The organism is Muricaecibacterium torontonense (genome assembly GCF_004793925.1).
Taxonomy (GTDB): domain Bacteria; phylum Actinomycetota; class Coriobacteriia; order Coriobacteriales; family Atopobiaceae; genus Leptogranulimonas; species Leptogranulimonas caecicola.
In genome coordinates this window covers 1-14,137 of the sequence record NZ_SRYE01000005.1, presented here as the reverse complement: position 1 = coordinate 14,137, position 14,137 = coordinate 1, and the positions used below count along the sequence as shown (strand labels likewise).

The window sequence follows — 14,137 nt, the reverse complement described above, 5'->3', positions numbered from 1 at the left end:
AATATTGACCACAATGGATGATGAACGGTCTCGTTGCGTCTCTCTTACAAGGAGCACTTATGCCTCGTTTTTCCCTCGTAATTCCGGCTTATAACGTAGGCTCTTACCTGGGCGACTGCCTCCAAAGCCTCAAAGACCAGACCTTCTCTGACTTTGAAGCGATCATCGTAGACGATGCCAGCACTGACACCACCAATAGCATCGCCGCCTCATTTGCCCAGGATGACTCTCGCTTTAGTGTGATTCGCCATGAGTATAACCAAGGCCGTCACCTCACGCGCAAAACCGGTGTTGCCGCAGCTACTGGCGACTATATCGTGCCTTTGGATGGCGATGACAGCCTCGAACTCGACACCCTTGAGAGGCTTGATGAGGCCCTCAAAGACGAGCCCGTGGATTCTATTCACTACGGTCTCAATGCCATTGCCGCAGGTGTCACAAGTGCCGCCGCCGCACAGGCATTCGAAGCGTTCAATAACTCCGGCGAGGGAACCCTGTCGCAGACAGACCTTATTCGCATGGTCTTTTGCATCGACGGTGGATTTCGCCGTGATTGGCGCATCACCAACCATGCCTATCGCAGGGACATGTGCCAAAAAGCCTTCGACGCGATGACTGACCAGCGTCTTGAGCGTGCTGAGGATGCCTACGAATACCTCGTACTTTGCAGCTTCCTCAACGAGGAAGCCACACGTAATGACATCTTGGGATACAACTACTACCTTGGGCGCGGAATAATTAATTACGAGCCCCTTGCTCCCAACAAGTATCTTAAGGAGGTCGAATACTCCCGCCAGTGCTGGGAGGCAGCTTTGGCCTGGGCAGACGTGGAGTCCAATCCCCTCATAGAAGAAGCCGCCCAAGGCCTTAAGTACAAAGTAATTGAAATTGTGAGCAACGATTGGGCTGCCCGCATCGATGATGCACACAAAGCAAGCGTGGCCTATAGTGCCGCACAGATTATGGGTGCCAACGAGATGGCTTCCAATCTTATGCGCCTTTCTCGAGATCGAGCCTATGCACTATGGGTTGAAGGTAAATCCTTTCAGGACGATCCTACGCCTGTCATCTGGGCCAACCTCGGCCGAGAAATCCATGGCGTGAAAAAGGATGACGAGCTTTGGTTTAATCGTTACTTGGACGCCACTACCGCCTATTTCAACCATGCAAACGACATCAACCAAAGGGCTCACGAAGAGGCTCAACGACACTATGTCGACACTGCAGCAGCTCAGCCTAACCGCATCCTGGTGTCGGCCCACCGCAAGTTTGCCCACTTTGATGCTGACAGTCTTCAGATGATTCAAGTGGGCGCGGCTCTTGCATCTACCCATTTCCAGAACATGCTTCATGACGACGAAGGCGACAACGACTCGAAACTCAATCGCATGCTTTGCGAAATGACTGCCCAGTATTGGGCTTGGAAGCATGTAAATGCTTCCTACATTGGTTTTTGCCATTATCGGCGTTACTTCAACTTCTCTGACAAGCGCTATAAAGAAAACCCCTACGGCGAAATCATGGATGGCCGCATCGATGAGGTCGCTCAAGCAAAATATGGCCTAGACGATGCCACGATTGCCAAAGCCATCGAGGGTTATGACATTATCTCAGCGCCCATCCAAGACATCCGCAAAATGCCTGGAGCAGCCACTACCCCACTCGAGCAATACGCTGATGCTCCCAAGCTTCATGTGGAGGATCTTATCCTTTGTGGTGAGGTTGCCAAAACGCTCTATCCCGATTACGCAGAGGATGTCGACAGCTACCTCAACGGCCACTTCTCTTGCTTCTGCAATATGTACATCATGCGTGGTCAGCTATTCAAAGACTATGCAGCCTGGGTGTTTCCCATCCTTGATGAGACCATGAAGCATCTGGATATGGATCGTTACTCTGTAGAGGGAGTACGCACTCCAGGCCATCTGGCAGAGCGTCTGTTCAATATTTACCTTGCTCACCTGAAGCGCACTCAAAGCTCTCTTGCCATTAAAGAGCTTCAGGTAGTGCATTTTGAAGATCCTGCTCCTCGTGCCACAGAGAAGCCCTTACCTTCCTCGATCACCAAACCCATTGTGCCGGTAGCATTTGCTGCTGATGACAATTACGTGCCTATGCTCACCACCACTATCACATCTATGCTGGAGAACGCGAGCAAAGACAGGCACTACGACATTGTGGTGCTCACCAACAATATCTCTGGTGACAACCGCACCCTCATCTCTTCGTTAGTAGATAGCTATGGCGATGCCTCGGTGCGCTTTGTGGATGCCACTCCGTTCATTGCCAAATTCAAACTCACTACCAACAACCCCCATATTTCCAATGAGACCTACTATCGCTTCCTCATCCAGGAGCTTTTGCCTTTCTACAACAAGGTGCTCTACCTTGATTCCGACCTCATTGTGACTGGAGATGTAGCTGAGCTCTTTGATACCGATGTCAACGATTACCTGCTGGCAGCCACTCGCGACATCGACTTCTTGGGCAACATCAACATGCCCGACGGCAAGCGCATGGCCTATGCCAAGAAGGTGTTAGGGCTCAAAGATCCCTACGATTATTTTCAGGCCGGCGTATTGCTACTCAACACCAACGCAATGCGCCAAAAGCTTACCATGGAGCAGTGGCTCCAAAAAGCCACCAACGACGAGTACATCTACAACGACCAGGACGTGCTTAATGCAGAATGCCAAGGTCAAGTACTCTATTTAGACCAGCGCTGGAATGTCATGATCGATTGCGACTACCGCATCGAGCGCGTCTTCTCCTTCGCTCCCGCCAAGATCTTCAATGACTTTATGCGCGCCCGCCAAGAAGCCCGCATCACCCACTATGCAGGCTTCCAAAAGCCCTGGAACATGGTGCGTTGTGACCGAGCACCGCTTTATTGGCACTATGCTCGACTTACACCGTTCTATGAAGAGCTGGCAGCCCTTCTGGCCAAGAACCTTCCCCCCGCAAAGATGCACGTGCCAGTGGCAGATCGCCCTCCCAAAGTAATGGCCGAGGATAACCCCATTCGCAAGGTGATCGACCCTCTTATGCCTTATGGCACTCGTCGACGTGAAGTGTTCAAGGCTATGGGTCGCGCCCTGCGGGGCCTCAAATAATCATTTCTTTATGGCTTGATAAGCCTGCCGAAAGAGTGTACACGCACAAAGGGGTTGTTGCTGGCTTCCCGGCAACAACCCCTTTGCCAAATGTATGAGAGAGCAATACCCAAAAAAAGCAAACTAGCTGCTATGAAAGCGGTTCGATCTCATAGAACTGCATTTCGCCGTTGGAAATCAATAACTTGAAACCAGGTGTCTCAGGAGTAATGGAGTCTATGCCCACCCAATCTTTGGCTTGGTAGGTGTGAAAGTGCCCCGTCTCATGGCTGCCCTCGAGTTTGAGCACGTATTTTGCCCCAGTAGACTCAACGGCATATTGAACATCAGGATTAGTGGCATATTCAGCTAGCTTCAGGCGTAGTGTGCGACTAAAGGATGTCTCTGTGTCGTCCCCCCGTTGTCTATCTTCTTCAGAGGGCACCTGGTTGCGCCGGTAGTACACATTCAAATCATCCTTGGCATACAAGAAAGCGCTCATATCATCGGGACTATTAATCACCAGATTATTGCCTGCAATTTGCTTTGCCTCTTGAGCAAAATCCCGTTTCGCCTCATTGAGCAACGTCTCGCTTGAGGGATCGCTCAGCCACTCGATCTGCTCCTCAATGTAGCCATAAGAAGTTTCCATCCGCTCGTCAGGAGAGGATTGATAGGTTGGCATAGCCACAATAACAAACACAACGACACCACATCCAAAAGCAACGAGGCCTTTTTGAGCTACTCGGTTTGAAGGCGTGGTTTTCTCGGCACCTTTAGATAGCAGGGTCTCATCACCTACTCTGATAGACAAGGCAGGAGCCTCTTGGGTAAGTGTGCAAAGACCTTTTATCATCCATGAGCAAATCGCCCAAAACCCTAATACCACCGTTGGGACCATGGCGACAAGACAGAGGGAAGCCAAACGAGCCGGATCCGTATACCAAAAGCCGCCAAAAAGGTGTTTTAAGGACCCCTCAGCAGCAGTAGAGAGCACGTAGGCTGTTGCAAAGTAGCCAGTAGCAACCAGCGGCCACCACTGAGTGGAATATGCAAGCATCACAAGCAAGCCTATGGCCAAAAAGACCGTGAACGTCCACTGAGGCTGCGCAGCAGTATCAAAAGTGAAAGAAAGAATTTGACCAATAGCGTCTTCTGGCATCTGGGTGGCTTGCCAGTTGAACTGCACGACATTTCGAAGCGGAGGAAATTTATAAAGAAGAACCCAGATAACTCCAACCACAACAAAAAATGCCAGATACTTTAGGATATTCCTATTCTTTCCAGGCTTTAGCCATTTGGCATAGAGGGCTTCGATAAGGAAGGAAACTCCAAAAACCCCAACGGCAAAGACTCCATTGGGCTGCGAGAGCCCCACGGCTCCCAGAGCAAGAAGGGCAATGATCCCAGGCACTACAAACAAACCGACAGTAAATAACCTCCCTGTTGTCTCGCCACACACCCATGGAACCACAAGCCATCCTAAAAGTGCCGCAGCGTAGGGAACAAGTGCCTGAGACAGTAATTGCGCCACTTGAAATCCCTGCATGATGGACAGCCACCAGGGATATACCGCAATCATTGGAGCTACAACGGAACCAGCCAGCAGCTTTTTCTTGTCGTGATTAAACACAAATGCGAGCATGGCATAAAGACCAAGAGGAAATACGAAAGCGCCGATCACAAACAAAGACGCATTGACAGCCAAAGCCACGGAAATCTTATCTCCAATGAGCCCCAGAGCAGTCATGGCGTGCCAAGCAGAGGGATAAAAACCACTGTAAACCATAGGAGCGCGGACATCAGAAAGGCCGCGATAAAGAGAGCTGCCAAACGAGGAATAGTTGGCTGAATCAGAAAAGTTCTTAATCAGGTTCACATGGAAGAGGCCATCGAAAGCTGGAATCATCATGTTTACATCTAAAAGGTTGCACAAAAACACGCAACACATCAGCAGGCACCCGATAGCTACGTAAAGAGCTGGAATCCCCCAATCTACAGGCAGCCTCCCTGCGTGACAACAATCTCTGGAGACCCCACGGACAAGCCTATAGTAGCTAAAAGGGCGTGCCGAAATAATTTGCCCATTATGGGCATCTTGGGATTTGGTTTCTAATGAAGCCCATGTATGCCGGCCGAACTGTCTACGACCCAATGCCATCAGAAGGCATAGTCCAGAAGGCACAATCACTATAGATAGCAACCCTGCGGGAATACCAATCGCCCCATAAACCATGCTCAATAAAGAAACTAAAGCAACTGAGGCAACTGGCGAAAACACCATCGAGAACCAGAAGGAAAGCGTGAGAGCATAGAGCAACGTCGCTCCTGGCAGCACGTATATAATCAGTGTTATGAGGATAGCTAACAGCAAGATATGCCCTTCTTAAGGTTGAGGCCAATCAGCGTAAGAATTTATTCGCAAGCTTCCGATTGTCATGCGCGTTTAACGCATATCGCAGCTACTTGCGCCGCTTTTTGTCGTGTTTGAGGATATCGCGCACCATGTAGATCGAGAGGCCAATGGCCAAAAGGTAGCCCAAAAAGCCCAAAAGCGGCACACCCATGATGGTGAATGAAGCGCCCGCAAAATACACAATGGACGATCCAATGAGCAGGCCTGCGATAATAATGCCCATAGTAAGGCGGTCTGCGATGTGGGACAGGTCCTCAATGGGATCCTGGGAGCCCGAGAAGTCCAGGTTCATTTTGAGCTCGCCCCGGGTAAGCATGTCGGTCACAAGGCCGGCCTGAGACAGCGCCTCCAGCGTGCCATGGAGCGCCTTGCGGCTTTGCAAGGCCAGCTCTTTGAGCTCCTCTGCTGCCATCTGCTGGACATCTTGGGTATCTTTGAGGTGGTGCTCAATGATCTCGATCATCGAGACGCCTGGCAAAAACTCGTCGATGACGCCCTCAAGAGTCACAAGCCCTCGAGCAATCATGGTCATGGCACCCGGAAGCTCGATGGCATAGCGGCGCGCCAGTCCAATAAGGTCGCTTAGGAACGCCCCTAGATCCAAATCGCTCAAATCCATGGTGCCGTAGGTGTCCAAGATATTGTCCAGCTCGGCCAATAGGGCTGCATGGTCGATATCCAAGCTGTGGTTTTCTGAGAGCTCGATCAGACCCCGCTCCAAGCTCGCAGAATCATGGGAAGCCACTGCCAGCAACATGGAACGCAAAATGGAGCGGTAATAGCTTGAGAGATGACCTGCCATGCCCCAGTCGATGAACACGATTTTCTTATGGGCCACCATGACATTGCCTGGATGGGGATCGGCATGGAAAAAGCCGTCATCCAGCACCTGCTTGGCGTAGTTGTCCACCAGCTTGGTGCCGATCTCTGTGAGGTCGTAGCCTGCAGCGACAATGGCACGGGGGTCGGAGATGGAGATGCCATCGATATAGTCCATCACCAGCACATGCTGGGTGCACAGCTCTGGATAGGGCTTGGGAGCAGTCACGTAGCGAATCTCCGCATTGTTGGACCGATACTCCTGAAGGTTCTTAGCCTCCACCAAAAAGTCGGTCTCCTCGTTAAAGGAGTCCCAAAGCTCGCTCACCACGCTTTTGAGATCCACAAACTGATCGCCGCCCATAAACGGCGACAGATGGCGCACCACCATACGCATGATTTCGATGTCCTGCCCCATGACTTCGCGCACGCGCGGACGCTGCACCTTGATTGCCACATCCTGACCGGTGGTCAGGCGCGCCCTGTGCACCTGGGCTATCGAGGCGGAGCCCAAGGGCTTCTCGTCAATGACTTCAAAAAGCTCTGCGACCGGCTTTTTGTACTCGTGCTCCAGCACCTCGAGCACCGTGTCGTACGTCATGGGCTCCACGTCGGTGCGGAGCTTCTCAAGCTCCTTGCAAAAGGGCTCGGGCAAAATCTCCGAGCGCATAGAGAGGATCTGGCCCGCCTTCACAAAGGTGGGACCCAGATCCTCCAGCATAGACACGAATTTTTGGGGTGTAAGCCCCTTTACCACGTCGTACTTGCGCAAAATGCCAAAGATCTCCCGCAAGCGCTTGCGGCGGGCGCCCCTTGAAAGGTCGCCGGTGCTCACGGTCCTTTCGCCAAAAATGCCGAGAAGGACCTCCTGGGACCCGGTGGAATCTAGGTCTTGGGCCACCACACCTTCAGGCAACGAGATTTTGCGGGAGTCTTCAGCCATTGATCATTGATCCTTGTAGGGGTTCTCTTACTTCTCGTCAGGGGTCTCGACCACGTCTGCCTCAACGGCGTCGACCTCTTCTGCCGTAGGGGTGCCCTGGGCAGGATCTACGCCGCCCTCAGACTCCATGGCGTCAACGCCGGCAGCAGTGGGCGCAGGTTCCTCGGCCTCAGAAGCGTTGACCTCGTCCAATGCCTCCTGCATGGCATCCATGAACTTCTGGCGCTGCTCAGGGGACATGGTCTTGAGGGTGCTCTTCACGGTAGCCTGGACGGTCTCGGAGACGGCATCGGAAGCCTTCTGAGAAAGCTCCTCGTTTACCACCTTGCCCTGCTGAACGGTAAGCTCGCCCTTCTTTACCAGGTCGTCTACCACCTGGCCAGCCTTCTCGCCTACGATGGCGGCAGCCCCTACGCCTGCCAGAAACGCGTTGTGCACGAGGTCGCCAAGGCCGTTCTTTTGATTGTCTGCCATCTTGAACTCCTAACTGTGAAGTTTGCGCCACAGCGCAAGGCCCTATCCACATATTCAAGTTTACGTACCCAACTAAGGGCCCAACAACACTTCTTCAAGTTCTGACGGAGTATCCACCAGAAGGTCAGCCCCTGCATCTCTCAACTCGCTCGCATCGCCGGCGCCCCAGGTGACTCCAATGGAAGTGACTCCATAGGCCTGGGCGCCACGAACGTCGTCTGCCCTGTCGCCGATCATCACCGCCTCGCGGGGCCTCACGTCGAACGCCTGAAGAGCACCCGCAACAATCTGCACCTTGTCGATGCTTTGTCCCGGCTGATTGGCCACCACCTGGGAGAAGTAGCCGTCAAGCCCTTGGGCGCGCGCCATGGAGCAGGCCAGCTGCTCTTGCTTGCAGGTGGCAAGGCCCATAGGCTTGCCAGCGGCTGCCAGATGCTCCAGCAGCTCAGGGATTCCTGGATAAGGCATGCAGGCCTCAGGCCCTAGCTGTTTATAGGTTTCCCGGTAGAGATGGGTGATCTTCTCGGCTTCTTGGGCGTCGACACCGTACACCTGCGAGAAGGCAGCAGGGAAGGGAGGGCCAATGATACGGTTCACGTCGCCAATGCGCTCATCGGACCACCCAAGAGAGCGTAAGGTATTGACGGCGGTGAATCGGATGCCGTCGGGCGTGTTGGCGATAGTCCCGTCGAAATCGAAGAGGATCACCTCTGCATTGACGGCAAGGTCGGCAGCGCGGCTGGTTCCTACGATCATGACTCCTCCTTTAAGGTCCCTTGTAGCTTACCCGACGCACGCGACGCCGCCCACCCTCAAGCCGGGGTGCAGAATGCCGTTACCTCCTCGACATAGGGCCCGTCTATGCTAGTGAGCTAACGCGACGGCCCCATGCTTCGCTCTCAAGAGACGAGCATGCCTTGGCACAGGAAGGATTCGCTATGGCTCGCGTCTACAACTTCTCTGCCGGCCCCGCAGCAATGCCGGTCTCCGTGCTCCAGGAAGCCCAGCGGGAGTTTCTGGATTATGCGAGCTCAGGCATGTCGGTGCTGGAGATGAGCCACAGGTCGGCTGCCTACCAGGAGGTCATCGACGCTGCCGAGAATAACTTGCGCTCCCTGGTTGGCATTCCCGATTCCTACGGAGTGCTCTTCTTGCAGGGAGGCGCCACGCTCCAGTTCGCCGCCATCCCCATGAACCTCATGGCTGCAGGGCGCGCGGGCTACATTGTGTCGGGGCATTTTGCAGAGAGCGCCTGGCTTGAAGCCGAGAAGTACGGCGTCGCAGAATGCTTGGCCTCCAGCGCAGAGACCCATTTCGACCGCATTCCTGCCCTGGGCACCATCGAGGCCAAGAGCGCGGGGCTTGACTACACCTACATCTGCCAGAACAACACCATCTTTGGCACCATGTACCATGAGCTGCCTCGCACGGGCACAACGCCGCTAGTGGCCGACGTCTCCAGCTGCTTCCTCTCACTGCCGCTGAATTGCGAGCGCTACGGCCTGTTTTACGCCGGCGCCCAAAAGAATGCGGGGCCTGCCGGCGTCACCGTGATCTGTGTGCGCCGCGACTTGGTGGAGTTTGGCCCGGTAAGTCCCTACTGCCCCACCTACCTTGACTTTTCCAAGCAGCTGGCCAAAGGCTCCATGCTTAATACCCCCAACACCTTTGGCATCTACCTGTGCTCCAAGGTCTTTGAATGGGTGCAAGCCCAAGGCGGCCTTGAGGCCATGGGCCAGTACAATCAGGCCAAGGCAGACACGTTGTATGGCGCCCTTGACGATTCTGACTTCTACCGTGGCACCGCCCAGCGCGACTCCCGCTCCATCGCCAACGTATGCTTCCGCACTCCCACGCCTGAGCTCGACGCCGCCTTCTGCCAGGAAGCGGCCGGCCAGGGCTTGATGGGACTCAAGGGTCATCGTTTGGTGGGAGGCATCCGCGCCTCCATCTACAACGCCGTCACTCCGGAGGCGGTGGATGCCTTGGCAGGCTTCATGAAATCGTTCGAGCTGGCCCACGGCTCACGATCTTTCTAGGGCCGCCTTGTTGAGGGGGCGCGTTCGTCTCGGCATCCCCAAGACGCCGCTTCCGCCACCGGGCCGCCCATCCCATCGCTTGCCCGCCTCACGCACACCCACCTCTAAGGAGTCCCATGCGCACCATCAAGATCATCGATGACATTGTAAAAGACGGCCTCACCACCATTGGCGAGGGCTACGAGATCACCAGCGACGTCGAGGGGGCAGACGCCATCCTCATGCGCTCCACCGACATCCACGGCATGGATATGCCCGCCTCCATCCGCTGCATCGCCCGCGCGGGAGCCGGCGTCAACAACATCCCTCATGCCGAGTTGGCAGAGCGGGGCATTGTGGTGTTCAACACCCCAGGAGCCAACTCCAACGCCGTGAAAGAGCTGGTTATAGGCTTGCTTATGATGGGTTCTCGCGACGTGCTGGGGGGCATGCAATGGTGTCGTGCCCACGAGGACGACCCCAACGCCTACGCCGAGGCCGAGGCCCACAAGAAAGCCTTTGTGGGCCGCGAGGTCAAAGGCAGAAAGATCGGCGTAGTGGGCCTGGGCGCCGTAGGCTCCAAGGTGGCCAACGCCTGTGTGGACTTAGGCATGAAGGTCTATGGCTACGATCCCTACCTCTCGGTAGACCACGCCTGGCAGCTCTATCGCGACGTCACCCCCATCAACGACCTAGACGAGCTCTGCCGCGAGTGCGACTACCTCACCGTGCATGTGCCCCGCAAAGAGGACACCGTGGGCATGATAGGCGCCGAGCAGCTGGCTCTCTTGAACCCCGGCGCGGTGGTGCTCAACTATGCCCGCGAGGACATCATCGACGAGGACGCCATGGAGGCTGCATTGGCATCCGGCCAGGTGAAGCAATTCTTCACCGACTTCGCCACCCCCAAGTCGCTCCACATGCCCCGCACGCTGGTGACCCCGCACTCCGGCGCCGGCACCGTGGAGGCCGAGGCCTCCTGCGCCCGCATGGCCGTGGACGAGATGTGCGACTATCTGGCCAACGGCAACATCACCAACTCGGTGAACTTCCCTGAGTGCCATATGGGCACCTGCCGCGGCGCCAGCCGCATCGCCTGCCTCCACGCCAACGTGCCCAACATGATTGGCCAGATCACCGCCATCCTGGCTGACGCCTCGGCCAATGTGCAGCGCATGACCAACGAGAACTCCGGCCGCGCCGCCTACACCATGTTTGACACCGACGAGCACCTGGAGCCCCAGATCATCGAGCGTCTACGCTCCATCCCCAACATGTGGCGCGTGCGCGTCATCCAGTAGCCCAAACTCGCAGGTAGCGGCGGCGTGTCCTTCTTGGAGCGCCGCCTTTTTTTCTCACGCCCCTTGCCACCCCTTGCTCACCGGGAGGTCCCATGGACATCCGACCCTTTGCCGCCATCCATCCCCGCCCAGACCTCATGGCCCAGGTAGCCGCCTTGCCCTACGACGTGGTGAGCCCCCAGGAGGCCCGCGACGCCGTGGCCGCCCACCCCAAGAGCTTCTTGGCCATCGACCTGCCTGCAGAAACCGGGTTCCCAGCCGACAAGGACCCCTACGCACCTGAGGTCTACCAGCGGGCGCAGGAGCTTTTCTCGGCAGCTGTGGGATCTGGCGACTACGTCCAAGATGCCGAGCCCCACTACTACATCTACCAGCTGGAAGACGGCGAGCGCTCCCAGCGGGGCCTGGTGTGCGTGGTAGGTGTCGCCGACTACCTGGAAGGTCGGGTGAAGCGCCACGAGAACACCCGGGTGGTCAAGGAGAACGACCGCATTGCCCACATCGAGGCCGTGGGCGCCCAAACCGGCCCGGTCTTTTTGGCCTACGACGACGAGCGCGAGGACGGCTCGCTGGAAGAGCTGTTGGATGCGGCCAGCGCAGGCGAGCCCTGGGCAGACTTCGTGGACGACGAGGGAGTGCGCAACCGCCTTTGGCGCGTGGACGATCCCTGGATGCTGGGACAGCTTTCTACGGCTGCCGGAGCGCTGGAGTGCGCCTATATCGCCGACGGGCATCATCGCGGGGCCTCGGCAGTGAAGGTGGCCCAGCGCCACGCCGGCGACCCCGATGCCGCCGACGACGCCGATGCCTTCATGGCTGTGCTGTTCCCCGCCTCCGAGCTCTCCATCCTGGCGTACAACCGCGTGGTAGCCGACCGCGCCGGGCTCACCCCCGCCCAGCTGCTCGCTGCCGTCGAGGACGCCGGGTACACCCTAGAGCCGCGGGTTGAGGCGGCAAGTCCTTCTCGGCAGGGCAATTTCACCCTTTATACCGACGGCCACTGGTACGAGCTCTCCCCCACCCCTGAGCTTGTGGCGCGCCGCGGCGCGCTGGGGGCGGCGGATTCGTTGGATGTGGCTCGATTGCAGGCCGAGATTCTGGCGCCCATCCTGTCTATTGGCGACCCCCGAGAAGACCCGCGCATCGAGTTTGTGGGAGGCATTCGGGGCTTGGGCGCACTGGAGGACGCCGCTGCCGAGAAGGGCGTGGCCATTGCCTGTTGGCCCACTTCAGTAGAGCAGCTCATGGCCGTCGCCGACGCCGGAGAGCTGATGCCTCCCAAGTCCACCTGGTTCGAGCCCAAGCTGCGAAGCGGACTGGTGTTCCACAAGATCTAACTCATGCGAAGGGGACCGCTGCACCTGCGGCCCTTGCTGCTTTTGCCGCCCTTGCTGCTTTTGCCGCCCTTGCCTGTTCCCGGCATCAATCGTGAGACTAGGCGAAGGGATTCTCGTTATTAGAGCCGTTTTTGCATGGTTTTGCCTAAGGGGCAGCAGGATATTGGCGCCTTCTCGTTATTAGTGCGTCTAGTTGCACTGGGGTTTTACAAAACCCCAGTGCAGAAATCGCAATAATAACGAGCTGAGAACGCAGAAGCGGAGCTACAGACCAGCCTAACGCGATGAAACGCGAGCTAGTACTTATTTTCGACTGAGACTGTTGGCCTCTGAGCGTGCATGATTTATACATATGTTGCACAATTTATTCTAATTTGACAGAAATCGGCCAGATTTTTGTCAAAATATGGTCAGAAGACCTCAAAATTGTCTCTTTATTACACTTGCCTTCAGACTACGCTCTAGTCTATGAACGCGATTGTGTGTGACATTGTCGCATGGATGTACTTTGCATCCCAGCTGCCTGCGACGCCTTTAAATGCAGCTCAAGCCCAAGAGCGCCTCTCTGGGGCTATCGCTACTGCTGGAGCTGCAAAGTCTATTCGCTCCCTGCCCTGGTGGAAGTCTTTTTCGGCATTGGGACGTAGCTTAATGGCAGCCCCTTCCAGCCAAGAGATACCTATGCATCTCTTGGTAACTCCCAAGCACTTTCATGGAGCACAAAAAAGCATCGTATTACATACCATCTCTGGACCACTGCCAAATGGCTTTCTATTTGATATCCACGCACCAAAACCACTGGATTCTCTGCAAATAGTGGGACCCGCAGGATACGTGATCTTGAGATCGCGCCATCTAGATATGATTGATCTTGCAGTGTTGATATCAACTCTCTGCGGTGACTACCTATGCGCACCGCATCAGAACTCGATAAAATACCTGGCATCACCCCTGAGCACTGTGGAAGTCATCAAAGCTATAGCAGATAGGATGCCAGCACAAACCCGAGGTGTTTCGACAGTGAAAGATGTGCTCCCCTATGTTGCAAATAGGGCGCATTCTCCAATGGAAACTGTCATTCAACTAGCACTATGCCTGCCTAAAAAGTTAGGAGGCTGCGGGCTGCCACTTCCCTCCCTCAATACCCCTATAGAGATCAGCGAAGAACACTCTTATATTTTGAATGGTTCTAAACATATAATCCCTGATGGCCTCTGGTTAAATAAACAAATTTGCTATGAGTACGACAGTTATCAAGAACACGACACTCAAGAATCCCAGATAGAGAGGGATCGAAGGCGCCGCGACGTCATGGAGCGCCTGGGTTTTCAGATGGTGGTTATCGACAGAAGCGTTTGTCGCGATGAGTTATTGCGCAATCTCACTTTTGAGCGGCTCTCATCTATGTTAGGCGTATCTTTTGATTGGAGTAGCGAAGCCCAACGTCGACGCCGTAAGTTATGGGCTTTCCTGAGAACTAACCACCTGTGTTGGTAGTATGCCACATACTACAGCTCTTATGCGGCACTTCTTGGATGGCTGACGGCTCCTCGCCATCGGTGGTTCATCAAGCTTTGCCCAATATCTTTGTGTAGAGGCGGCCTTCTCTTTGCCAATCTCGTTATTAGAGCCGCTTTTGCATGGTTTTGCCTAAGGGGCAGCAGGATATTGGCGCCTTCTCGTTATTAGTGCGTCTAGTTGCACTGGGGTTTTACAAAACCCCAGTGCAGAAATCGC

Annotated in this window: 9 protein-coding genes; 5 read left to right on the top strand and 4 right to left on the bottom strand. The window is 55.3% G+C overall.

Annotation, left to right across the window (positions count from 1 at the left end; translation table 11 throughout):
* Nucleotides 1-59 precede the first annotated feature (59 nt).
* A complete protein-coding gene (locus E5334_RS07625; RefSeq protein WP_167604350.1) occupies nucleotides 60-3,113 on the top strand; it encodes a DUF4422 domain-containing protein in 3,054 nt (1,017 codons plus the stop codon).
* Between the two features lie 130 nt (nucleotides 3,114-3,243).
* Here E5334_RS07625 and E5334_RS07620 read toward each other — a convergent pair whose 3' ends face one another.
* The 4 genes from E5334_RS07620 to E5334_RS07605 form a co-directional block, all read right to left on the bottom strand.
* Entirely contained in the window at nucleotides 3,244-5,430 is a 2,187-nt protein-coding gene (locus tag E5334_RS07620; RefSeq protein ID WP_338041729.1) for a DUF6541 family protein, read from the bottom strand.
* Between the two features lie 124 nt (nucleotides 5,431-5,554).
* Complete coding sequence (locus E5334_RS07615; protein WP_136013001.1) at nucleotides 5,555-7,270, bottom strand: ABC1 kinase family protein; 1,716 nt, start codon at nucleotides 7,268-7,270, stop codon at nucleotides 5,555-5,557.
* 27 nt (nucleotides 7,271-7,297) lie between these two features.
* Entirely contained in the window at nucleotides 7,298-7,744 is a 447-nt protein-coding gene (locus E5334_RS07610) for a phasin family protein (RefSeq protein ID WP_136013000.1), read from the bottom strand.
* 72 nt (nucleotides 7,745-7,816) lie between these two features.
* Nucleotides 7,817-8,500 (bottom strand): HAD family hydrolase, encoded by a 684-nt coding sequence (locus tag E5334_RS07605; protein ID WP_136012999.1) that lies wholly within the window; start codon nucleotides 8,498-8,500, stop codon nucleotides 7,817-7,819.
* A 182-nt stretch (nucleotides 8,501-8,682) separates the two neighbouring features.
* Between E5334_RS07605 and serC the strand changes: the two genes are divergently transcribed.
* From serC to E5334_RS07585, 4 genes are all read left to right on the top strand, one after another.
* On the top strand, nucleotides 8,683-9,783 hold the full coding sequence (gene serC / locus E5334_RS07600; RefSeq protein ID WP_136012998.1) for a 3-phosphoserine/phosphohydroxythreonine transaminase: 1,101 nt from the start codon (nucleotides 8,683-8,685) through the stop codon (nucleotides 9,781-9,783).
* Between the two features lie 116 nt (nucleotides 9,784-9,899).
* The gene (locus E5334_RS07595) at nucleotides 9,900-11,063 is read left to right on the top strand and encodes a phosphoglycerate dehydrogenase (RefSeq protein WP_136012997.1); all 1,164 of its coding nucleotides are present in this window, start codon (nucleotides 9,900-9,902) and stop codon (nucleotides 11,061-11,063) included.
* 92 nt (nucleotides 11,064-11,155) lie between these two features.
* A complete protein-coding gene (locus tag E5334_RS07590) occupies nucleotides 11,156-12,400 on the top strand; it encodes a DUF1015 domain-containing protein (RefSeq protein WP_136012996.1) in 1,245 nt (414 codons plus the stop codon).
* A 480-nt stretch (nucleotides 12,401-12,880) separates the two neighbouring features.
* Entirely contained in the window at nucleotides 12,881-13,897 is a 1,017-nt protein-coding gene (locus E5334_RS07585) for a hypothetical protein (protein ID WP_167604349.1), read from the top strand.
* Nucleotides 13,898-14,137 lie beyond the last annotated feature (240 nt).

Coding starts and splice junctions, on each gene's coding strand:
- E5334_RS07610 (WP_136013000.1), bottom strand. CDS start 7,744: ATGGCAGACAATCAAAAGAACGGCCTTGGCGACCTCGTGCACAACGCG.
- E5334_RS07625 (WP_167604350.1), top strand. CDS start 60: ATGCCTCGTTTTTCCCTCGTAATTCCGGCTTATAACGTAGGCTCTTAC.
- E5334_RS07605 (WP_136012999.1), bottom strand. CDS start 8,500: ATGATCGTAGGAACCAGCCGCGCTGCCGACCTTGCCGTCAATGCAGAG.
- E5334_RS07615 (WP_136013001.1), bottom strand. CDS start 7,270: ATGGCTGAAGACTCCCGCAAAATCTCGTTGCCTGAAGGTGTGGTGGCC.
- E5334_RS07590 (WP_136012996.1), top strand. CDS start 11,156: ATGGACATCCGACCCTTTGCCGCCATCCATCCCCGCCCAGACCTCATG.
- serC (WP_136012998.1), top strand. CDS start 8,683: ATGGCTCGCGTCTACAACTTCTCTGCCGGCCCCGCAGCAATGCCGGTC.
- E5334_RS07595 (WP_136012997.1), top strand. CDS start 9,900: ATGCGCACCATCAAGATCATCGATGACATTGTAAAAGACGGCCTCACC.